Consider the following 20,913-nt stretch of genomic DNA (forward strand, 5'->3'; position numbering starts at 1 on the left):
ATGCTGATGAGGAAAATGTTGAATGCAGCGCTGCTGGCCAGCGCCTTGATTGCGGCACCGCTGCTCGCGCATGCGGAGACCACCGGTCCGTCGGGCGAAACCGCCACGAAAAGCGCCGAAGTCAAACTCTCCGACGCCGATCTCGCCAAGCTCAAGGGCAAGGGCTACAAGGCGGCACTGCTCTGGCATACGTCATCGGATTTTACCAATGCGGTTTCGGCTGGCGCCAAGGATGAATTTGCCAAGGCGGGCGTCGATGTCGTGGTCACCACGGATGCCGGCTTCGATGCCGCCAAGCAGCGCAGCGACATCGAGACGGCGCTCGCGGCCAAGCCAAACGTCATCCTGGCGCTGCCGCTCGATCCGACCACCTCAGCCGAAGCCTTCAAGCAGGCGGTCAAGGACGGCACGAAGCTCGTGTTCCTGTCCAACCTGCCGACGGGCTACAAGCACAACACCGACTATGCCGCTATCGTCACCGACGACCTCTTCCAGATGGGCAAGCAGGCGGCTGACGCGCTCGCAACGGCGATCGGCAAGAAGGGCAAGGTCGGTTATATTTTCCACGACGCGACCTATTATGTGACCAACCAGCGCGACCAGGCGTTCAAGTCGACGATCGAGAAGGATTATCCCGATATCAAGATCGTCGCAGAGCAGGGGATCTCCGATCCGGCCCGCGCCGAGGAACTGGCCAACGCCATGCTGCTGCAGCATCCCGATCTCGACGGTATCTACGTGACCTGGGCCGAACCGGCCGATGGCGTGCTGGCCGCACTTCGCAGCGCCGGCAACAAGCATACCAAGGTCGTCACGCTCGACCTTTCCGAGCCTGTTGGCCTCGACATGGTCAAGGGCGGCAATGTCACGGCGATCGTCGCCGACAAGGCCTATGAACTTGGCCGGGCGATGGCGGCAACCGGAATGAAGTCGCTGATCGGCGAAAAGACCCCGCCCTTCATCGTCGCGCCCGCGCTGACCGTCACCAAGGCCAATGTCGCCGAGGGCTGGAAGGAATCGCTTAATCGCGATGCGCCGAAGTCGGTTCTAGACGCCGCGAAGTGATCGCGCATTGCCGGCGGCCAGATGCGCCGCCGGCTTCCCGGCATATTCTTTCGGAGTAAACCTGATGCGCATGTTATCAATGCTTTCGCTCGGCCTTGCGGCTGCTGTCGTCTCGGGCCACGCCTTTGCGGCGGAAGGCCAGACCTCCGGCCCGCATGGCGAGAAGCCGACGCCAGCTGCAAGCTATACCCTGACGTCTGCGGAAGAGCAGAAGATCAAGGACGGCAGGTTCTCGGCCGCCCTCGTCTGGCACGAAATGAGCGAATATACGACAGCCGTCAATGCCGGTGCTCGCGACGAGTTCAAGCGCCTGGGCATCGAGGTGATTGCCGAGACCAATGCTGGTTTCGACGCGGCACGCCAGAAGTCCGATATCGAGACCGTGCTCGCCAAGAAGCCGTCGATCATCCTGTCGCTACCGGTCGATCCCGCCTCGGCGGCCAGTGTCTACGATCCGGCGCTCAAGGCCGGCGTCAAGCTCGGCTTCGTCGACAATTCTCCGGCTGGCTATGTGCAGGGCAAGGATTACGTGACTATCGTTTCCGACGACCTGTTCCAGATGGGCCACAAGGCCGGCATCGCGATGGCAACGGCCCTCGGAAGCAAGGGCAAGGTCGGCTACATCTTCCACGATGCCGATTTCTACGTGACCAACCAGCGCGACCAGGCCTTCAAGAAGACCATCGAGCAGGATTATCCCGAAATGAAAGTCGTCGCCGAGCAGGGCATGGCCGACCCGGCGCGCGCCGAGGAAATCGCCCAGGCGATGGTAACGCAGCACCCCGATCTCGACGGCATCTACGTCACCTGGGCCGAGCCAGCGCTCAGCGTGCTTTCGACGCTGCGATCCGCCGGCAATACCCATACCAGGATCGTCGCGCTCGACCTCAACGAACCCGCGGCACTCGATATGGTCAAGGGTGGCAATGTGGCGGCGCTGGTCGCCGACGAGGCCTACACTATCGGCGTCACTGCGGCCCGCGCAACGGCCGGATCACTCGTGGGCAAGCAGGCCGCTCCGTTCCTGGTGGTCGATTCTCTCGCCGTCACCAAGGATACCGTGAGGGAAGGCTGGCAGAAGTCGCTGCACAGGGATGTCCCGGCAAGCATCGCCAGCGCCCTGAAGTAACTGCATTGCGGGAGGTGCTCCCTCCCGCTCTATCCCATTTGGAAGAACCGATATGTCTATCGCTAGCAAAACAGGCGCGCCGGTCATGACCATGAAAAGCCGCATCAATCTCCAGCAATATGTCGTCTATTTCGGCTTCGTCGCAATCTTCCTGTTCTTCGCTATCGTGTTGAAGGATAGCGGCTTCCTGACGGCGCGAAACCTCTCCAACATCGTGCTGCAGACCGCGCCAGTGACGATCATGGCCATCGGCCTGGTTTTCGTGCTGTCGGCAGGCGAAATCGACCTTTCCATCGGGTCGATCGTCGCGGTGTCGGCGCTGAGTGCCGCCGTGGTCATCGAGAACTACGGCATGGTGCCCGGTATTCTTGCGGGAATGGGCGCGGGGCTGGCAATCGGTTTTGCCAACGGCGTGCTGGTTGCCTTCGTGCGCCTGCCGTCCTTCCTCGTCACCCTTGCGACGATGGGTCTGTTTGCCGGCGTGGCACGGTCGCTGACCAATCTGCGCTCGGTGCCCGTGACCGATGAAATGTTCACCGGTTTCTTCGGTTCGGGTTCGCTTCTCGGTATCCCGTCGTTGATCTGGTGGACCATCCTCGCCATCATCGTCGGGCATGTCATCTATCGCGAAACCCGCTTCGGCGCGCATGTGTTGGCGGTGGGCGACAATGCCCGCGCGGCCGGCGTCTCCGGCATCAAGGTGCCGCGTATCCGGTTGGCGGTGATGATGCTGAGCGGCGGTCTCGCCGGGCTCGCGGGGCTGCTTTATGCCGGCCGGCTGCAGGCCGCCAAATATACGCTCGGTGAAACCGATCTCATGACTGTTATCGCGGCCGTCATCGTCGGCGGCACGCTGCTCAATGGCGGCAGGGGCTCGATCGTCGGCGCGCTCGTGGGTTCACTGATGATGGGCATGCTCAACAACGGCCTGATCTTGATGGGACTTTCGGTGTCCGACCAAATGATTGTCCGTGGCTTCATCATTCTTGCGGCGGTGGCCGTGTCGCTGCGCGAAAAGCAGCGCTGAAGAAAGGTTTTCCGATGTTTCTCGACGTTCTCCGCCGCCGCAATCCCAAATTCATCGAGGCCGCCATCGCGCTGCATTGTGAGGGCAGGATTCCCGCCAATTCCTATGTGCTCGATCTCGATACGGTCGAGGCCAATGCTCGCGTGCTGAAGACCGAAGCCGAGCGGCTGGGCCTGAAGATCTTCGCGATGACCAAGCAGGTTGGCCGCTCCAGCTCTTTTGCGCAGGCCGTCATGCGCGGCGGGATCGACCGCTCTGTCGCCGTCGACATGGCTTGCGCCCGCGCCACGCATCGCGCCGGCCTCAAGGTCGGCCACCTCGGCCATCTCCAACAGGTGGCGCGTCATGAGGCGAAGGCTGCCGCCGCAAACTTCCACCCAGACTACTGGACCGTATTCAACGACGAGAAGGCCGCCGAAGCAGCAGCCGGTGCCAAGGCTGCGGGATACACGCAGAACCTGCTCGCCCGTATCAAGGCCGAAGGTGACACCTTCTATCGTGGTCATGAGGGCGGCTTCGATGCCGCTGATGTGGCTGCTATGGCCGATGGCTTCGACAGGCTGGATGGCGGCCGGTTTGCCGGCATCACCACTTTCCCGGCGCTTTTGTTCGATCACCAGACGCGCAAGGTCATCCCGACCCATAACCTCGCCACGCTGACCAAGGCGGCAGAGGCGTTGGCGAAAGCCGGTCGCACAGATATCGAGGTCAATGCGCCGGGCACGACCTCATCAGTCCTGTTGCCGGCGCTTGCCGATGCCGGGGCGACCCAATGCGAACCCGGCAACGGGTTGCACGGCACGACGGCGCTGCATGCCGTCGAAGACCTGCCGGAACTGCCTGCCGTCTGCTATCTGACCGAAGTATCGCATCTGTCTGATGGTAAGGCCTATTGCTTCGGCGGCGGCTTCTACATCGATCCGATCTTCCCCGATTACGACGTCAAGGCCATCGTCTCGGACGAGCCGACCGTGGCGGCGTCGGCGCTCCGCAGTGTCGAGATCCCGCCACCATCGATGATCGACTATTACGCAATGATCGATGCCGCCGGGCCCAAGGCACCGAAGCCGGGCGACACCGCCGTGTTCGGTTTCCGCGGTCAGGCCTTCGTCACCCGCGCCTATGTCGTCGGCGTATCCGGCATTTCCAAGGGCCAGCCCAAGGTCGAGACCATCGAGAACAGTTTCGGCGAAGCCGAATCCTGGCCGGTTTAGAGGTATATGAGATGAATGCTTCCGCTCCCGTCCTCGAGCTCAAGGACATCAAGAAGAACTTCGATGCCGTCGTGGCGATCGAGAACTTCTCGCTCGACATTCATCCCGGCGAGATCGTGGCGCTGGTCGGCGACAATGGCGCCGGCAAGTCGACGTTGATCAAGATCATCTCAGGTGTCTACGCCCCGTCTTCGGGGACGATTACCATCGAGGGCGATACCGTGAGCATGTCGAGCGCGACGATGGCGCGTTCGCATGGCATCGAGGTCGTCTATCAGGATCTGGCGCTCGCCGATCAGCAGACCGTCTACATGAACATGTTTCTCGGGCGCGAGTTGACCAATGGCCTTGGCTTGCTCGATCGCAAGACGATGATCGCGGAAACCGAGAAGCTGGTTCAGGAGCTCGATGTCCGCATCCCCTCGGCGCATGCGACGATCAAGGATCTTTCCGGCGGCCAGCGACAAGGCGTGGCAATCGCCCGCGCCACCCGCTGGGCAAAGAAGCTGATCCTGCTCGACGAGCCCACAGCAGCGCTTGGTGTCGCCGAAACGGCCAAGGTCGAGGCGATCGTGCAATCGCTGAAATCCCGCAATATCGGCGTGCTGATCATCAGCCACAGCCTCGATCAGGTGTTCAAGCTTTCCGACCGCATCTGCGTGCTCCGCCGTGGCAAGCAGATCGGCATCCGCAAGACATCCGAGACCGACAAGAACGAGATCGTTTCCATGATCACGGGAGTGTAACGATCAACCGCAGCGATGTCGCAGCTTTCCTGGTGCAAGTCGACAGAGCGCCGTCTGGTTAAAGGACCTACTCAAGTTGCCGCGAAACAAGTCAAGGGCGTGAGATCGCTCTTGTCGTTTGCGTGGCTCATCGCTGCTCGCCAACCCGTGAAATAGCTCTCATCAGGTTTCGACCGAAAGCGTAATAATGGCAACACGAGCTCCCGAAGCGTCTTGTAGTTCGACTGAAGTACTCGGAGGTGCCCTGGTGTCGAAGGTAAAAACTGCCAGAGCCATTGCAACAGATCGGCAGGCTGTCAGGTGATCAACTTCCTCGATATCATTTTCTGCCAGAACGCGTTTAAATTCATCTCGAACCTTGAAATAATATCGTGCCACTACTCACCACCGTTGCGTAAATCATTCGCACATATAACGTACATGCTAATGTATTCAATGGTTGTATAGCCGGCGCAGGAGGATCACGGCATCCTTGTGGCGGATTGAGTTACCCCTTAATATGAGTGGGCACAGCGAATGTGCACATTCGGCACATCCGACGCACAGTTTTCCTTGAGAAATCGCCTGGGGCCGTTGTCGATCTTCATTCGCATCAGGAAGCGGAGAACCGGAGGCTCAGCATTCGGAATCCGTGTGGGAGAGATTGCCGAATTTGTTGTAAGTATCTGTTTTTTAATAGAAAAGAATAGAGAATTCTACCGGGATATAGCGTGCGGCTCTTTGGTATCTACCCGATGACGCTCGGTGCTGACCGCTCGATGCGGACATCCAGGCGAATGACACGGACCTCGACGCTTTGAGATTCGCGTACTGTCTCGAAAACGGGCAGGAACACCGGGCGAATTATGGTGAACCACGAGGCGACATCGTCAATACTGGCGCTGACGCTTGCTGTCTCGCTGCTTTCGTCATTGCCGACGATCAGCAGATTGCCGGCGAACGGCGAGGGGTGGCCCTTCAGGTCCGTTACGCTTGGAAGCCCATCGGCCAGGCGATTGTTATCGGCGTAGACAAGATGCGAGTCCTTGACGCGAACGACATCGACCATATCGGAGCCGATCAGTTCGTGAATATGTTTGGTCCGGTTGCGCGCGGGGAGCATCACGGTCCGGATCGTTCCACTCGCCGTGTTCAAGAGATATGATTTGGCCTTAGGCATACGGATTGTTCCAATTTGCCGGTCCGCTGTGCAAAGTTCCCGCCTCCAGCGAAATTGGTGAACCGCGTCTTTTCTCAAGCGCGATGGGTTCACCGGGCTGCCGAACCGAGGAAATGTGGCGGAGCCACCTGCCGACGCAAGCAGCAACGGGCCGAATTCCTTCGACCTCCATTGGCGACGCAGGGTTGGCGACGAAATCCCATGCAAGATTTAGATCGCGAACCGGTTTGGCGGGTTCGGATGGGCTAAAATCAACAGCCACTCCCCTGCTACCTCGAGAATTAGCATTAGAAGATATTGCCTCTATAGGGCTGGCGTCATACAACTTTTACAAGCATCAATATTCGCGCGGTGCGTTTCCTTTTTCTCAACAGAAGGAGAGGCTTACGAGCCGGCAGCCGAATAGGATGATGGACGATATTTCGGTCTCCACGAACAACATCGACGCGGTTTGTGAGAATGCGAAAAGCCGTCAAAAGATCGATGCGCCCGCATTTGGTCGATGGAGATAGCAACGTCTGGCCGGATGAAAGAAAATGTGGAAACTCACCGTCAGCTAAATATCAACTGTCATTTCAGTAGATGTCTTCAGGACTTCGAGTGCTCACTTTTATTCCTGTAAAACTCAATTATTCGCGTGAGATTTCGGATGGCTTTCCTGCGTGAAATGCGATCTCATCAAGATATTCTTCAAAGTATCTGCGGGCGATGATCGATGTCATCGAAAAGCTGCGCCGCGGATCGACGATCAGCGAAAGCACCATTGGCGGCAGACCGGCATCATCTATGCGGGCATAGTGCAATCCACCCTCGTGTTCGAGGGGCGTGCCCGAGGCTATGGCCGTTACACCGAAACCGCAGCCTTCACGCACCATGGAACGCATCAGCGCCAGGCTATTGGTCGTCAGGACGGGCTGAAATCTGGTGTTGATACGCGCCGCGGCGATATCGACAACATCGCGCAGGTGACTGCTGGCATCGGGAACGATCGTCGGTCTCTTGAAGAATTCGTCCATGGATATGCGATCCGGCTGCTCCGCACCCGCGGCGCTCGGCAGGATCGCCACGAGCTGGAAGTCAGTCGAGCGCGTGACGATGACCCCGGGCAGGGGCAGGGGGCTGAATGTCAGCCCGAAGTCTGCCCCTCCCTCCCTGACCAGTTGGCGCACGCGGTCTGATTCGACCACCGTGACTGAATTTCGGATGCGGGGATGATCCTTCATGAAGCGCGCGATTACCGCAGGCAGAAAGTCGGGTGCTGTTTCCTGGGAGGCGGCGATTTTGACCTCGCCGCGGCGAAGTCCTTTCAATTCCTCGATCTCGGATTTGATCCGGGACAGATCCTTGTTCCATTCTCGGTAGCCGTTGACGAGCAATTCGCCCGCCGAAGTCAACCGCATCCCGCGCGGCAGGCGCTCGAACAGGGGAACGCCGAACTCCTCTTCGGCGCCGATAAGCTGTTTATTGATGGCCGAGGCCGACACATTCAGCTTCTCCGCGGCTTTCCGGATCGAGCCGCGATTGGCGATCTCATCGAGGTAATGTGCGAAGCGGGAAAACAGGAGCCTGCTCATTCGGGAGGTATGCCTCGTTGAAGAAAAGGAAACGCACCGGACGAATTTTTCTGTTTGTAAAAATTGTGTGACCTAGTGTCTACTAAGACAGTAATTTGAATGCAAACACCGATGGCACGAAGGCCGCGATCATGTATCTGGAGACCCCGCAAACCTATCAGATCAAGATTGCCGGCGAAAACTTCAATCTGCCAATTATCCAGCTCAATGATCGGCGAGCCATTGCATTGCTGATGGTCATCGACATGGGAATCCGGTTTGGCGACATTGTCGGCGATGCGCTTGCTCAGCATTTTGCGCAGACGCAGCCGGACATAGTGGTAGGCAGCGCCACCTTGGGCGTTCCGGTCGCCATCGAGGTCTCACGGCGCCTTGGCATCGACAAATATGTCGTATTGCAGAAGTCGCCGAAATTTCATCTTGCCGACGCGCTGGTGGAGGATGTGCGTTCCATCACGACTGCAGTGCCTCAGCGTCTTCTGCTCGATCGCCGTTCGATCGCCCTGCTGCAGGGCAGGCGCGTTCTCGTTGTCGATGATGTCATTGCCACCGGTTCCAGCATGGCAGCGGCAATCAGGCTCGTGCGGCGAGCCGGAGGACACATAGTTGGCGCTGGCGCCATCCTGACCGAGGGCCACACATGGCGAGACCTGCTCGGCGATGACGCCAGATTGGTGACCAGCCTGGGTCATATTCCTCAGTTCGACATTATCGACGGCGTGGCCACACCGGATAGCGCGACCGAGAAAAATGCCTGGATTGGTGAACAGGTTTCGAGCGTCAGGGGTTTGCCGCAAGCCCGGCGGGCACGCTCTGCAGCCGCAAAAAGCGTGGCGGGAATGTAAGCATGGCGCCGACGTTTTGCCTGCATCATCCCGTCATGGTCATGGACCAATCTGGGTATATTTGCATTGGATTGGTCCGCTGAAATTCAACCGACTAAATCACACTTTAAATACAATCTGGAATGGTTTTCGTGATTTGCATTTCCTATAAGTCGCTTACGTCCTGGAAAGCGCGTTCTTTGGATTGCCAATCGCTTCCCATGACTGAAGAAACCCGAGAAAGCTGGGGCATCTCAAGAGGAGGAATTCCCAGGATGTCACTTCGGGACCAAATATGCGTCCGACTCATCACGGAGAGCCGTTCCAGCCGACTTTCAGGAATTTCCGGAAATTACTTTCAAAGGGGCAAGAAACATGCAGCAAGCGACCGCGTCTCAGACTGACGGCAATACTCTCTTTCCCATCGTGCTTTCGATCGTGGCGGCTGCCGCCACGGGCGTGCTGTGGGCTTATGCCAATCCAATCCAGCTCGTGCCCGGCGTCATCCAGTGGCGCATTTTCGCGTTTCTGCCGCCGGTGATCGGCATCCTGCTCGGCTGGCGCAGCGGCTTCATCTGCGGCTATCTCGGCACCATCGTCTGGTCGCTTCTGGCCGGCACGTTCATCCCTGCGCATTCGCTCATCGTCGACGGCATCATGGTCGGCCTGACCGGCCTTGTGCCGGGGCTCCTCTTCGATCCCGCCAGGACTGTCTTTGATCGTCTGGCACTGATCAAGATCGCCGTGGCTTGCCTTGTTGTCGGTCTGGTGATGGTGGTGGCTGTGTCCGCGAGCCTTGCCTATCTCGGGATTTTCCCGTTCTGGTGGGGTTTTGGTTATCTCGGCCTGTCCGACATCGTCCCGATGGTCATCGGCACGCCGCTTCTGATCATCCCGGCAATGAAAATTCTGAAGAGTGCGCATCCGGCCGGCTTCAAGCGTTTCTGAACCCGATCTGGATCAACAAGTGCTCAATATTGCAAATCTGACGATCGGTTTCGGCGGTCCTGTACCGGTGCTTGCCGAAGCCAATTGTACGCTTGACGAGGGGCAGCGCCTTCTCGTCTGTGGCGAAGCCGGCAGCGGCAAGTCGACGCTGCTCGGCGTTGCCGCCGGCCTGATCCCGCGTCTCATCCACGCTGCCGAATTCTCCGGCCGCGTGGAGCTCGCGGGCCGTCCGCTCCTCTCTTTTACCAAGAAAGAGCTGTTCGGCACGATCGGTTTCGTGTCGCAAAATAGCGAAGACCAGCTTTGGGACATCTGCGTCGAGGATGTCATCGCCTTTCCCTTGGAGAACAGGGGCGTCGAGCGAAGCGCAATCCGCAACCGGCTTGCCGAGCTCATTGCGGAATTCGAACTCGAGGAACTTCTGGGCCGTCGCGTGCTGACGCTTTCGGGTGGCGAACGGAGAATGGTCACCATTGCCGCAGCGCTGGCTTCGAACCCGAAAATCCTGGTGCTGGACGAGCCCACGACCGGGCTTGATCCCGCCGCCCGCATGCGGCTTTCCAATATCCTGCAGAAGGTGTCCGGCAGCGTTTCGACCCTGTTGATCTCGGAGCAGGACCCTCTGGCACTCTATTCCGTGATCGACAGCATCGCTTTGCTGCATGGGGGCAATGTTTCTCCCAGCATGCCGCCAAAGACCGTTCTGACACAGGATGCAGCCTGGGTCGAAGCCGGTATTTTGCCACCGATGCGTGCCCGGCCTGAACGACAGACCAGCGAGACTGGCCGGCCGCTGTTGACTGTTTCGGGGCTGACCAGCCAGCTTGCCCGGTCTCGCGGAAACCCGGTGCTGAAGGATGTAAATTTCGATGTCCGTGCCGGAGAGGTGCTTGCGCTCATCGGCCGCAACGGCGCCGGAAAGACGACGCTGTTCAAATCGATCCTCGGGCTTCTGAAAGCCACTTCCGGCTCGATCCTCTTCGACGGCACGAATGCGAATGAATGGTCCGTCGCCGCACGAGCCCGCAAGATAGCCTATATCCCGCAAAACATGCGCCACATTCTGTTCAACATGAGCGTGCTCGGCGAAGTGATCTTTGCCATCACGGCTTCGAGCGCTTCCTCGAACGATCCGGCGGTGATCGAACGTGCCAAGGCTGCGCTCGCGCGCTACGGGCTCTCCGACCTCGCCGAGGCCAATCCCTTTGCACTGTCAGCCCGTCAGCAAGCGTTGTTGGGGCTGGCTTGCGCCGATGCAACCGGCGCGCTTGTCGCCATCATCGACGAGCCGCTGTTGAGCAGGGACATCAAGGGTCGGCAGATGCTGGAGCTCTTCATCTCGTCAATGCAGTCCTCGGGACGTGCGGTCATGTTGATCTCGCACGATCTGGAACTGGTCGATGATCTGGCCACGCGCCTGATGATCCTCGACAATGGCAAGATCGCATTCGAGGGAACCTCAGAAGACGGATGGCAAAGCGACACCTTCCGCTCTCTCGGATGGCAAGCGCCCTATGATATGACCGCGTGGAGCATGGCATGACGCGGCTTCACGAGCTCAATTTTTTCATCAAGCTGGGAATTGCCTTCATCATCATGCTGGCTGCCTGGTTTGCTCCGGATTGGCGCTTCGGCCTGCCCCTTGCGCTTGTCTGCCTGTTTCTTTTGTGGGTGCTGAAGGTTCCCGGTCTTCGCGGCTACCTCAAGGGCGCCGCTCTGCTCACCGGCATGGTCATAGCGAGTTGGATGATCAATCTGTGGCTACAGGGCCTTTCGACGCCTCAAGCCCTGTCTGTCGCCATCGCGATGGCGGCAAGGCTGGTCACGACGACCGCAGCCTTCTACTTCGTCATGGAGACGAGTTCTCCGGGCGCGATATTGGCCGCGTCAAGTGCTGCGCGGCTGCCGCCCATCGCCACACTTGTTCTCTCGCTGACCTTCGGTGTTATCCCGATGTTGCGGGATGATTTCGAGCGTATCGCGGATGCCCAGCGTTCCCGCGGGATGGAGATAGACGACGTCAGTCTGCCCACGAAGATGCGCTTCGCGCTGGCGCGCGGCATTCCGCTGCTTGTTCAGGCGATCCGCATGGCGCATGCAATTTCGTTTTCCCTCACCCTCTATGGGTATGATCTGAAACACAAGCGAACAACCTGGCGAGAGGTCGGCCTGATGGTCGAGCAGCGCCTCAGCATGAAGGATAGAGCCAATGACCTCTGAAACCATGGAGCCAAGAACGGGGCAGAACTGGAGCGTCGATGTTTCCGGCTATGCCGTCGATCTGCCGATTGTGGCGATCAAGCCGGATTTTGCCATTTCGCTCATGATGGTCATCGATCTCGGTGTGAAATTCGGCGAGCACGTTGGCGTCAAGCTTGCTGCAAAATTCGCGTCGCTCAAGCCCGACATCGTGGTGGGCACCGCGACGCTCGGCATTCCCGTTGCCATCGAGGTCACCCGCGCGCTCGGCCTCAACAACTACGTCGTCCTGCAGAAGTCGCCAAAAATCCATCTGGCGAATGCATTGGAGCAGCGCATCTCTTCCATCACCTCCAAGGGCGAACAGCGTCTGTTGCTGGACCGCGCCGCGATCCCTCTTCTCAAGGGCAAGCGCGTGCTGGTCGTCGACGACGTGGTCGCTTCCGGATCGAGCCTCAAGGGCTCGCTGGAGCTGGTGCGCAAGGCCGGCGCCGAAGTTGTCGGTATCGGCGTCATCCTCACGGAAGCTAGCGATTGGCGGGAGACGCTGGGATCTGACTGTGACCTCGTTCAAGGCCTTGCCCATATCCCGCAATTTTCCAAGACCAGTGATCTCACATGGGAGCCAATTCCCGGCACCTGATGCCTCCGGTCCTCAGGCGTTGGCACCAGGAAAATCCGATTGATACCCCGCTAACCTCTCGTCTGTTGCTCGAACGGGCGTTGCTCGTCACCGAGCTGGCGGATGTAGAGGTGGCGGAAATTCGGATTGGTCGTGACGAAGATAGGCAGGCTGGCCGCACCGATAACCGGTGCATCATCGGTCAGCTGGCCGACCAGGAGCCGGGGCCAGAGCCTATCCTTGCGCTCGCTCAGCGAGCGATGCAGCGGATAGGCGCGCTCGACCAGGGCCGTGATGATCGAGGGCGGCAGCGATCCGCCAACCGTGATGAATTCGGGGTCCGTCGTGCTTTCGAGTATGGCGGTGAGGAAGCGTAGGCAAAGCCCCGCCTCTTCCATCCAGCTGGAAAGCCGAGGGTCGCGCTGGCTGTGAAGATCGGCAAGGATCGATAGGTTGGCGACGGCCGCATCGGCTTCCTCGATGCTCCATTCAAGCGCTGCCGCAATACCGCTTAGCGACAAGACGGAATCGATGATCGGCGGTTCGCCATTGTCGCGCATTCGCTTTGGCTGAAAGGGCAGCAGCCCCAATTCACCGGCATTGCCCCAGACACCTTTCAAGGGCATGCCGTCGATGATCACGCCGGCGCCGACGCCATAACCTATATAGAGATGGGCGAAATTGCGTTTGTCCCTGTCGCTGCGAGCGAAGTGCTCGCCAATCGCCGCCGCTGTCGCGTCGTTCTCTACGAGCACCGTCAGACCGCAAAGGTCTTTCAGGCGCTGGGCGACCGGAACGTTGGCCCAGGCGTCCCATCCAGGCTGCTTGGTGGCAAAGTCGTAAATGTCTTCATCCAGCGTCGGTAGCACCAGGCCGATGCTCCAGATCTTGTCGCGCGGCACGGCTGCCTCGGCGATCAGATCATCGGTAAGGCGGGCAATGTGTTTCAATGTCGAATCGGGATCGCGGGTGTCGCCGGCCCAGATTTTGCGGCCGATGACTTCAAGCAGCAGATTGCAGACGACCATGACGACGCGATTGCGATCGAGATGGATACCGATGGAGAAGCCGGCAATCGGGTTGGGGCCGAGATAGATTTGCGGTTGCCCGCGCTGGCCTTGCGAGCGCCCGGTCTCGATGATGAACTGCTGGTCGAGCAGTTCCCTCGTGATGCCGGAGACGGTCTGCGGCGTCAGCCCAACCCGCTTGGCGATGTCGATCCGGCTGAGCGGGCCGGACTGATGCAGCGCCTCGAAGATGAGGCGCCGGTTGAAAATGCGTGTATGCTCGAGATTGGTGCCGGTGATGTCAGGCAGCCTTTGCCGTCCACCGGCAAGCTTGGTCAACTTGGCCGCTCCTGACCCTTTCCTTGGCGTATCGGTCATTCCATTTCCAATCAGCGTGCCCGAAATTCCTGGCCGAGGATGCCATAGGCCGGGCTTGAGCGACGCCCGAGCATAGCCTGTCCAGCCTCGTTGAAAAGATGCACCGCAGCCGCCGGTGCGTCGGCCACAAACCGATCGCCGGCCACACAGAAAATATCGCCGGGATAGCGCACGGTGATCATCTGCCCATCGGCAAGTCTGAGATAGACGATGCTGGTTTCGCCCAGATGTTCAACGAGGTCAACCATGCCTTCGATCTTCACCGAGGGACCGTCGCCGGGGATCCAGTGCTCGGGTCGAATCCCGACGGTGACCTTTGTACCGGACGGGATAGCAGGCCCCGCGTAGGGGAGCACAATATTTTGGTCACCGATCGAAAGCTGCAGATTGCCATCCTCAAGGGATGCGACCCGCGCTTCGATCAAGTTCATCGCCGGGGAGCCGATGAAGCCAGCAACGAACAGGTTTGCCGGTGCGTGGTAGAGATCCAGCGGCGTTCCCACCTGTTCGATACGGCCGCTGTTGAGCACCACGATCTTGTCGGCCAATGTCATCGCCTCGACCTGATCGTGCGTCACATAGATCATCGTCGCGCCGAGTTCGCGATGCAGCTTGGCGATCTCGATGCGGGTATTGACCCTGAGCGCTGCGTCGAGGTTCGACAGCGGCTCATCGAACAAAAAGACTTTCGGTTGCCGGACAATGGCGCGGCCGATGGCGACGCGCTGGCGCTGGCCGCCTGAAAGGGCGCCGGGCTTGCGGTCGAGAACCGCGTCGAGCTTCAGGATCGATGCTGCCTTGCGGACGCGCCGATCGATCTCATCCTTGGGGATTTTTGCGAATTTCAGGCCGAAGGCCATGTTCTTGTAGACATCCATATGCGGATAGAGCGCATAGGATTGGAATACCATGGCGATCTGTCGTTCCGCCGGGGCGACGTGGTTGACCAACTGGCCGCCGATGCGGATATCGCCGCCGCTAATCTCCTCCAGTCCGGCGATTGCTCGAAGCAGGGTGGACTTGCCGCAACCGGAAGGGCCGACAAAAACGACCAGCTCGCCGTCTTCAATCGCAAGGTCGATGCCATGCAGCACTGTCAGGGCGCCGAACGCCTTGCGCACATTGGTGAGAGACAGATTAGCCATCGATGTTTCTTTCCTTGGTAGTAATGCGCATCATTTTACGGCTCCCGCCGTCAGGCCGGAGACGATGCGGCGCTGGAAGATCAGCACCAGCAGGATCAGGGGTACCGTCACGATGACGGACGCCGCCATGATCGTGCCGAAGGGGAGTTCGAAGCGGCTTGATCCGGAAATCAGCGCCAGGCCGACAGGAACAGTGCGGACCGTATCGCTGAGTGTGAAGGTGAGGGCAAAGAGGAACTCATTCCACGAGGCGATGAAGGCGAGCAGGCCGGTGCTTGCCAGCGCCGGTGCCAGCAGCGGGAAATAGATCTGCCAGATCATTGCCCAGGTCGAGCAGCCGTCCATCCGGGCGGCGTCCTCCAGTTCGGCCGGAATCTGACGGATGAAGCTGGTCATCACCCAGACGGTGAAGGGCAGGCTGAAGATCATGTAGGAGAGAACGAGGCTGCCGAGGCTGTTGTAGAGCCCGAGCCAGCGGATCGTTCCGAACAGGCCCGAGAGCACGACGATCTGCGGAAACATCGAGGCGCCGAGTATCCCTGCAAGCACGACGCCGCGGCCGCGGAACTTCAGCTTTCCGAGCGCATAGGCCGAGGTGATCGCAAAGATCAGCGACAGCGTCACGACCGACACCGCGACGATTGCGGAGTTCAGGATGTTGCGCAGGAAATTGCCGTTGGTCAGCAGGTCGCGGTAATTGGTGAGGTCGATCGCCGGGAAGAAGTCGACCGAGAACAAGGCTGAACCCGATTTGAACGACGAGACGATCGCCCAGTAGAACGGGAAGACCGTATAGAACACGACGACGATCTTGAGGAGGGTCAGCGCGATGGTTTTGGCAAGGCGTTTCATCGGCATCCTCACTCGCTTATCAATCGGATCTTGGTCAGCTGGATATAAACCGCTGCGACCAGGGAGATCATCAGGAAGACCAACATTGCCACCGCCGAGCCATAACCGACATCCTGGAAGTCGACGAGCTGCTGGCGGGCGTAGATCGAGATGGTCGCGGTTTCGCGGCTTTTGGAGCTGAGCACGTAGGCAAGGTCGAACATGCGCACCGCATCCAGCAGGCGAAACAAGATCGCGACGGCAAGGGTCGGCCAGAGCAGCGGCAGGGTAATATAGAAAAACTGTGCCCAGCCGGGAGCGCCATCGACCTTGGCGGCCTCGTAGAGATCGCGTGGAATGATCTGCAGGCCGGCAAGGATCAGTAGCACCATGAAGGGCGTCGTCTGCCAGACATCGACTGCAATGATCGCCGCCATGGCCGTGCCGGTTCCGGCGGTCCATGCGATACCATGGTTGATGAAGCCAAGCTTGATCAGGAGCGCGTTGACGACGCCATACTGGTCATGCAGCATCCATTGCCACATCTGCGCGGAGACCACCGTCGGGATCGCCCAGGGGATTAGCATGACCGCCCGCAATGCGCCGCGCCCCTTGATCTGGCTGTCGATCAGAAGGGCGATACCGACGCCAGCCAATGTTTCGAGTGTCACCGACGTTGCCGCGAAGAAAGCGGTGTTGCGCACCGCATGCCACCAGTTTGCATCCTTCATCAGCGCCAGATAATTGCCGAGGCCGATGAATCGCGGCAGATCGTCGGCGTCGAGCGAGGCATGCATGAAGGAGAGATATGCCGTGCGGGCAAGGGGCCATGCGGTGACCGTTGCCAGCACGATCAGCATCGGGGCAAGCAGCAGCCACGGTTCGATCCGCTTGGCCCAGCTGGAATGAGATGCCGTCTGCGCCATCATGCCGTAACCCTGGTTGTTTGCCGGAAATTGCCTGACGGGGTTGCAAGCGCGGCGCCTACGACGCCGGCGCCTTCACCGAGGGCGCCAAGAAGGAGCGGGATCGACCGGCAGCGCTTCGCCCAGATATTGTCGCGCATATGTTGTTCCAGTTTCTCGCGATAGCGGCCCGTTGAACAGCCAAGACCGCCGCCGAGAATGATAGCCTCGGGGTCGATCATATTGACCATCTGCGCGACCAGCCGGCCGGTCACCTCCGCAGCCTCGTCGATGACGCGCATGCTTAAAGGATCGCCTTCGGTGCTCAGTGTCTCCAGCGTGCGAACGCCGTCGTCAAGCGAGCGTCCGCTGCGGCGGGCAAAGGAAAGCTGCATGCCCTTGCCGGAAGCAAAATCCTCGGCGTTTGCCACCGTCAGGCCGGTATCATCGTCTTTCGGAAGCGCCAGCGACGAGCTGGCGAAATGGATGGCGAAACCATTGGCGCCCGCCCATGGCTGTCCATTGATGACGAGGGAGTAGCTCATGCCGGTGCCGAGCGACACATAGATGAAACTGCGATGCGGGATACCGGCGCCGAAGCGGGCTTCGGCATGAGCGGCCGCGCGCACGTCGCTATCGACCATCGCTGGAATGCCGAGTAGCGCTTCAATCTCGGTGCGGATCGTCTCGATCGAGAAATTCCAGTCGCTGCAGACGCGGCCTTCGAGATCCACGAGCTCCGGTACGGCGATGCCGACCGATGCGGGTATTCTGCCCTCGGCGTTCGCCAGCATGATGATATCGGCAGCGATATCGGCGACATCGCGGATGATGGCGGCCGGACCCTCGGCAACGGGGGTTGGCCTGCGTCGAAAATGCTTCACTGCGCCCGTTTCGATATCGACCAGACCGGCAGCAATCTTGGTGCCACCGAGATCGATACCGATGCGATAGCCTCTATCTTGGGGAGCGGAAACTCTGGCTTCCTCGAAACCAGCGGCTGTCATGCTGTCCCCGCTGCTGCGGTATCGAGCAGAATCCGCACCCGTTTGCAGTGATGGATGATGGTGGCCGGCCATTGCGGATCGAAACCATCGCTTTCCATCAGGCGCTTGGCGGCATTCTGCTTGTGGGTGCCGTGAATGACCATGGCTACGGCCTTCGATAGATTGGCGATGGTGCCGAGACCGACGGTCAGGCCGTGACGCGGCACGGCATCGAGCGAGGGGAAATCGGGGAAGGTGCCGAGATTGTCGCGGCGCGTCTCCTCGGCGAGCTTGACGATACAGCTTGGCCCATCGGCCGGGCTGCCGGGCGGATTGAAGGCGACGTGGCCATCCGTTGCGCCGGAGGCGAGAATGAAGAGGTTGACACCGCCGGCCGCCTTGATGCGGGCATCATAGGCGCTCGCATCCTTGGCATCCGGAAACCAGACATGCTCCTTTGGAACCTGATGGGCAGCGTCGATCCTGGCGTTGAGCCGCTGGCGGATATCGTGTTCGGCAAAGCGGCGGCAGCTATTATGGGCGTCCGGTGGGCAAAGGCCGAGACCGTCATCGCCGCCGCCAAGATATTCGTCCATCATGACCAGAACGAGATTGGATAGATCGAGATTGCCGGCTGCGGCCTTGTCGGCCATCGCATCATAGATTGGCTTCGGAGACCGGCCGCTTGGGCAGCCCAGCAGAAACTGCTTGCCGTCGGCGCGTGCGGCCGTGATCCCGGCTAAAATGTCGGTGGCAAGCACGTCGCCGATCTCGGCCGGTGTGTTCAGGATTTCTGCGGAATGGGCGGGCAAGTTCATTCTCCGGTCGGATCGAGTAAGGCCGGCGGCCATGCTGCCTGGCCTTAAAGGCCGAGCGTCTTCAGATAGTCGCGATTGTGCTTGGCGATCGGGTAAGGCTTTTCCGGCGGGCAGGGATACATGTCCTGCTCGACCACGGCGAAACCCTCATAGTTCCTGGCCTCAAGGAATTTCACCACCTCGGCGAAATCGATGACGCCTTTGTCGAGCTCGCACATGACGCCCATCTGGAAGGCGTCCATGAAGGGAATGTTCTCATCGGTGATGCGCTTGCGGAGCGCACCATCCATGTTCTTGAAGTGATAGTACGGAATGCGGTCGGCGTGACGCTCCATGAAGGCAAGCGGATCGGCGCCGGTATAGATGTGATGGCCGAGATCGAAGCAAAGCCCGACATGCTCCGGCCTTGTATCGGCCAGAAGCCGCTCGATTTCCGCTTCTGTCTCGATGCAAGTGCCGATATGCGGGTGAAAGACGAACCGCATGCCGTATTGTTCGACAACGCGCTTCGCGGTGGCGCTGACGATGGCAATCATCTTGGCCCAGGCCCTATCGTCGAGCAGGCGATCGCCAGGCGCGGCATAGGATTCGGATTCGTCCATCAGCACGAACCACTCGGCGCCCGCCGCCTTTAAGAGCGCGCAGATCGGCCCGACGCGAGCAGCAAGCGTTTCGGCGGAATCGGCAAGCGAGAGCGGATGGACGACGCCGGTGCCGCAGAGCCTGATGTCGCGGCGGCCAAGTTCGGAAAGCAGGGTTTCCGGATCGGTCGGCAGATAGCCCCACGGGCCGAGTTCGGTCCAGCCGTAGCCAGCCTTCTGCACTTCGTCGAGATAGCGCTCCCAACCGACCTGCTTTTCGTCTTTCGGATACCAGACGCCCCAGGAGTCCGGCGCTGTCGCCACTTTGATCGTCATTATCTGTCACCTAGAATTTGGAATGGGCGGTCCGCGCCGCATTTCACAGGCGCGGACCGTGATTGTTGGGAAATATTACCAGCCGCCGCGCGACTTCAGCGCATCAAGCTTGGATGCCAGGTCGTCGATGGCCGCATCGCTCGCCGAAGGGTCCGCGAGAGCCGTGTGGAGGCTGTTGGAAATTTCCGTCGAGACGCGGGGGTAATCGCTGCCGGTCACGCTGGTCGGCCGGGTTACGACATTCTCAAACGCAGCCTTGGCGGTCGTCAGGAACGGAATGGCCTTCAGCACATCGGCGTCGGAAAACAGCGACGAGATGCTCGGAATGTAGGAGCCGGCCAATGCCCGACGCTTTTCTTCCTTCTCCCCGGCGAGATAGGCGATCAGCGCGGCTGCCTCCTTCGGATGGGTCGAGTATTTCGAGACGCCGAGATAGGCGGCGCCGTCGATGCCGACATGCTGGCCATTCGCGCCCTTCGGCAGCGGCGCCACGCCAACCTTGTCCTTGATGGCGCTGTCGGTGCCATTGGCAAGCGACCATGCATAGGCCCAATTGCGCATGAAGACCGCATCGCCGTTCTGGAAAACGCCGCGCGAGCCTTCTTCGTCGTAGTTGAGGACCCCCTGGGGCGAGATGGTTCCGGCCCAACCGGCGGCAGTCTTCAATATTTCCTTGGCTGCCGGCGAGCCGATGGTGATCTTGCCGTCCGCATCGATGAAGGTGCCGGCGCCGCTGCTGGCGAACCATTCGGTGGCGTTGCAGACGAGGCCTTCATAGGCGCGGCCCTGCCAGACATAGCCCCACATCTTATCGTTGCCGGCCTTGCGTTCGCCATCCTGCACAAGCTGCGCCGTCGTCGTCATGTCAGCCCAGGTTTCCGGAACTTTGGCGCCATATTTGTCGAGCAGATCCTTGCGATAGAAGAGCAGGCCGGTATCCATATACCAAGGCATTGCAATGAATTTGCCATTGACGGTGCCGGCAGCGACCGCCGAGGGGAAATATTTGTCGACGCTGCCGGCGGGCAGGGCGTCCTTCAGATCAAGCAGGTGGCTCTTCAGCGGGCCGACCCAGACGCCGTCGAGGATCATCACGTCGACATCGGTCGATTGGGCTGAAAGCAGCTGCTGATAGAGCGACAGCACATCATCCCAGTTTGCCGGCATCGTGGTGATCTTCACCTCGTTGCCGCTTTCCTTGGCCCAGGCTTCGGTGCCTTCCTTGCACAATTGCAGTTCAATGCCGGAGGACGAGCAGAAGATGTTGATGGTCGCGGCCTGCGAGAGGGCGGGATAGGCGGCGGTGAAGCCGAGCGCTGCAATTCCGAATGCGAATACCTTGCTGATGGTCATGACGTACTCCCCTTTTATTAAATCCAGATTATGGATCATAATACCGAGAAGCTTGCGCCTGTAAAT

General features: G+C 59.7%; 21 protein-coding genes. 11 read left to right on the forward strand and 10 right to left on the reverse strand.

What is annotated here, in order from left to right:
• The 5 genes from A6U86_RS30400 to A6U86_RS30420 all read left to right on the forward strand — a co-directional run bounded on the left by A6U86_RS30400 (position 1) and on the right by A6U86_RS30420 (position 5,181).
• Positions 1 to 1,065, forward strand: a complete 1,065-nt coding sequence (locus A6U86_RS30400; RefSeq protein WP_068399481.1) for a substrate-binding domain-containing protein — start codon at positions 1 to 3, stop codon at positions 1,063 to 1,065.
• A 64-nt stretch (positions 1,066 to 1,129) separates the two neighbouring features.
• Positions 1,130 to 2,194 (forward strand): substrate-binding domain-containing protein, encoded by a 1,065-nt coding sequence (locus A6U86_RS30405; RefSeq protein WP_068399483.1) that lies wholly within the window; start codon positions 1,130 to 1,132, stop codon positions 2,192 to 2,194.
• A 52-nt stretch (positions 2,195 to 2,246) separates the two neighbouring features.
• Positions 2,247 to 3,221, forward strand: coding sequence for an ABC transporter permease (locus tag A6U86_RS30410; RefSeq protein ID WP_068399486.1), 975 nt, complete (start codon positions 2,247 to 2,249; stop codon positions 3,219 to 3,221).
• A gap of 14 nt (positions 3,222 to 3,235) precedes the next feature.
• Complete coding sequence (locus tag A6U86_RS30415) at positions 3,236 to 4,435, forward strand: alanine racemase (protein ID WP_068399489.1); 1,200 nt, start codon at positions 3,236 to 3,238, stop codon at positions 4,433 to 4,435.
• Between the two features lie 11 nt (positions 4,436 to 4,446).
• Positions 4,447 to 5,181, forward strand: a complete 735-nt coding sequence (locus tag A6U86_RS30420) for an ATP-binding cassette domain-containing protein (protein WP_068399492.1) — start codon at positions 4,447 to 4,449, stop codon at positions 5,179 to 5,181.
• A gap of 727 nt (positions 5,182 to 5,908) precedes the next feature.
• Here the strand turns inward: A6U86_RS30420 and A6U86_RS30425 are convergent.
• The gene (locus A6U86_RS30425) at positions 5,909 to 6,340 is read right to left on the reverse strand and encodes a hypothetical protein (protein WP_068399495.1); all 432 of its coding nucleotides are present in this window, start codon (positions 6,338 to 6,340) and stop codon (positions 5,909 to 5,911) included.
• 5 nt (positions 6,341 to 6,345) lie between these two features.
• Between A6U86_RS30425 and A6U86_RS35365 the strand changes: the two genes are divergently transcribed.
• Entirely contained in the window at positions 6,346 to 6,852 is a 507-nt protein-coding gene (locus tag A6U86_RS35365) for a hypothetical protein (RefSeq protein WP_141683847.1), read from the forward strand.
• A gap of 117 nt (positions 6,853 to 6,969) precedes the next feature.
• On the opposite strand, the gene A6U86_RS30430 is transcribed toward A6U86_RS35365, so the two are convergent.
• Complete coding sequence (locus A6U86_RS30430; protein ID WP_068399498.1) at positions 6,970 to 7,914, reverse strand: LysR family transcriptional regulator; 945 nt, start codon at positions 7,912 to 7,914, stop codon at positions 6,970 to 6,972.
• Positions 7,915 to 8,009: 95 nt separating this feature from the next.
• Between A6U86_RS30430 and A6U86_RS30435 the strand changes: the two genes are divergently transcribed.
• The 5 genes from A6U86_RS30435 to A6U86_RS30455 all read left to right on the forward strand — a co-directional run bounded on the left by A6U86_RS30435 (position 8,010) and on the right by A6U86_RS30455 (position 12,528).
• Entirely contained in the window at positions 8,010 to 8,759 is a 750-nt protein-coding gene (locus A6U86_RS30435) for a phosphoribosyltransferase family protein (RefSeq protein ID WP_234906315.1), read from the forward strand.
• Positions 8,760 to 9,113: 354 nt separating this feature from the next.
• Complete coding sequence (locus A6U86_RS30440; protein ID WP_068399501.1) at positions 9,114 to 9,686, forward strand: aminotriazole resistance protein; 573 nt, start codon at positions 9,114 to 9,116, stop codon at positions 9,684 to 9,686.
• Positions 9,687 to 9,705: 19 nt separating this feature from the next.
• The gene (locus A6U86_RS30445) at positions 9,706 to 11,229 is read left to right on the forward strand and encodes an ABC transporter ATP-binding protein (RefSeq protein ID WP_068399709.1); all 1,524 of its coding nucleotides are present in this window, start codon (positions 9,706 to 9,708) and stop codon (positions 11,227 to 11,229) included.
• On the forward strand, positions 11,226 to 11,906 hold the full coding sequence (locus A6U86_RS30450) for an energy-coupling factor transporter transmembrane protein EcfT (RefSeq protein ID WP_068399504.1): 681 nt from the start codon (positions 11,226 to 11,228) through the stop codon (positions 11,904 to 11,906). Before A6U86_RS30445 ends, A6U86_RS30450 begins: the two co-directional genes overlap by 4 nt.
• Complete coding sequence (locus A6U86_RS30455) at positions 11,896 to 12,528, forward strand: phosphoribosyltransferase family protein (RefSeq protein WP_068399507.1); 633 nt, start codon at positions 11,896 to 11,898, stop codon at positions 12,526 to 12,528. Before A6U86_RS30450 ends, A6U86_RS30455 begins: the two co-directional genes overlap by 11 nt.
• A gap of 50 nt (positions 12,529 to 12,578) precedes the next feature.
• Here A6U86_RS30455 and A6U86_RS30460 read toward each other — a convergent pair whose 3' ends face one another.
• The 8 genes from A6U86_RS30460 to A6U86_RS30495 form a co-directional block, all read right to left on the reverse strand.
• Positions 12,579 to 13,892: an ROK family transcriptional regulator gene (locus tag A6U86_RS30460; protein ID WP_083197038.1), complete on the reverse strand. Its 1,314-nt coding sequence runs from the start codon at positions 13,890 to 13,892 to the stop codon at positions 12,579 to 12,581.
• Positions 13,893 to 13,903: 11 nt separating this feature from the next.
• Positions 13,904 to 15,037, reverse strand: a complete 1,134-nt coding sequence (locus tag A6U86_RS30465) for an ABC transporter ATP-binding protein (protein ID WP_068399510.1) — start codon at positions 15,035 to 15,037, stop codon at positions 13,904 to 13,906.
• 30 nt (positions 15,038 to 15,067) lie between these two features.
• Positions 15,068 to 15,889 carry a carbohydrate ABC transporter permease gene (locus A6U86_RS30470; RefSeq protein ID WP_068399715.1) on the reverse strand — a complete coding sequence of 274 codons (822 nt, stop codon included), beginning with the start codon at positions 15,887 to 15,889 and terminating at the stop codon, positions 15,068 to 15,070.
• A gap of 8 nt (positions 15,890 to 15,897) precedes the next feature.
• Positions 15,898 to 16,797 (reverse strand): carbohydrate ABC transporter permease, encoded by a 900-nt coding sequence (locus A6U86_RS30475; RefSeq protein WP_234906317.1) that lies wholly within the window; start codon positions 16,795 to 16,797, stop codon positions 15,898 to 15,900.
• Entirely contained in the window at positions 16,794 to 17,780 is a 987-nt protein-coding gene (locus A6U86_RS30480) for an ROK family protein (RefSeq protein ID WP_068399516.1), read from the reverse strand. The genes A6U86_RS30475 and A6U86_RS30480 overlap by 4 nt, the downstream gene beginning before the upstream one ends.
• Positions 17,777 to 18,571 (reverse strand): 6-phosphogluconolactonase, encoded by a 795-nt coding sequence (locus A6U86_RS30485; RefSeq protein ID WP_068399718.1) that lies wholly within the window; start codon positions 18,569 to 18,571, stop codon positions 17,777 to 17,779. Before A6U86_RS30485 ends, A6U86_RS30480 begins: the two co-directional genes overlap by 4 nt.
• A gap of 50 nt (positions 18,572 to 18,621) precedes the next feature.
• Entirely contained in the window at positions 18,622 to 19,494 is an 873-nt protein-coding gene (locus tag A6U86_RS30490; protein ID WP_068399518.1) for a sugar phosphate isomerase/epimerase, read from the reverse strand.
• 75 nt (positions 19,495 to 19,569) lie between these two features.
• On the reverse strand, positions 19,570 to 20,847 hold the full coding sequence (locus tag A6U86_RS30495; RefSeq protein WP_068399521.1) for an ABC transporter substrate-binding protein: 1,278 nt from the start codon (positions 20,845 to 20,847) through the stop codon (positions 19,570 to 19,572).
• Positions 20,848 to 20,913: the final 66 nt, after the last annotated feature.

The sequence above is a fragment of the Rhizobium sp. AC27/96 genome (assembly GCF_001692325.1).
Classification (GTDB): domain Bacteria; phylum Pseudomonadota; class Alphaproteobacteria; order Rhizobiales; family Rhizobiaceae; genus Rhizobium.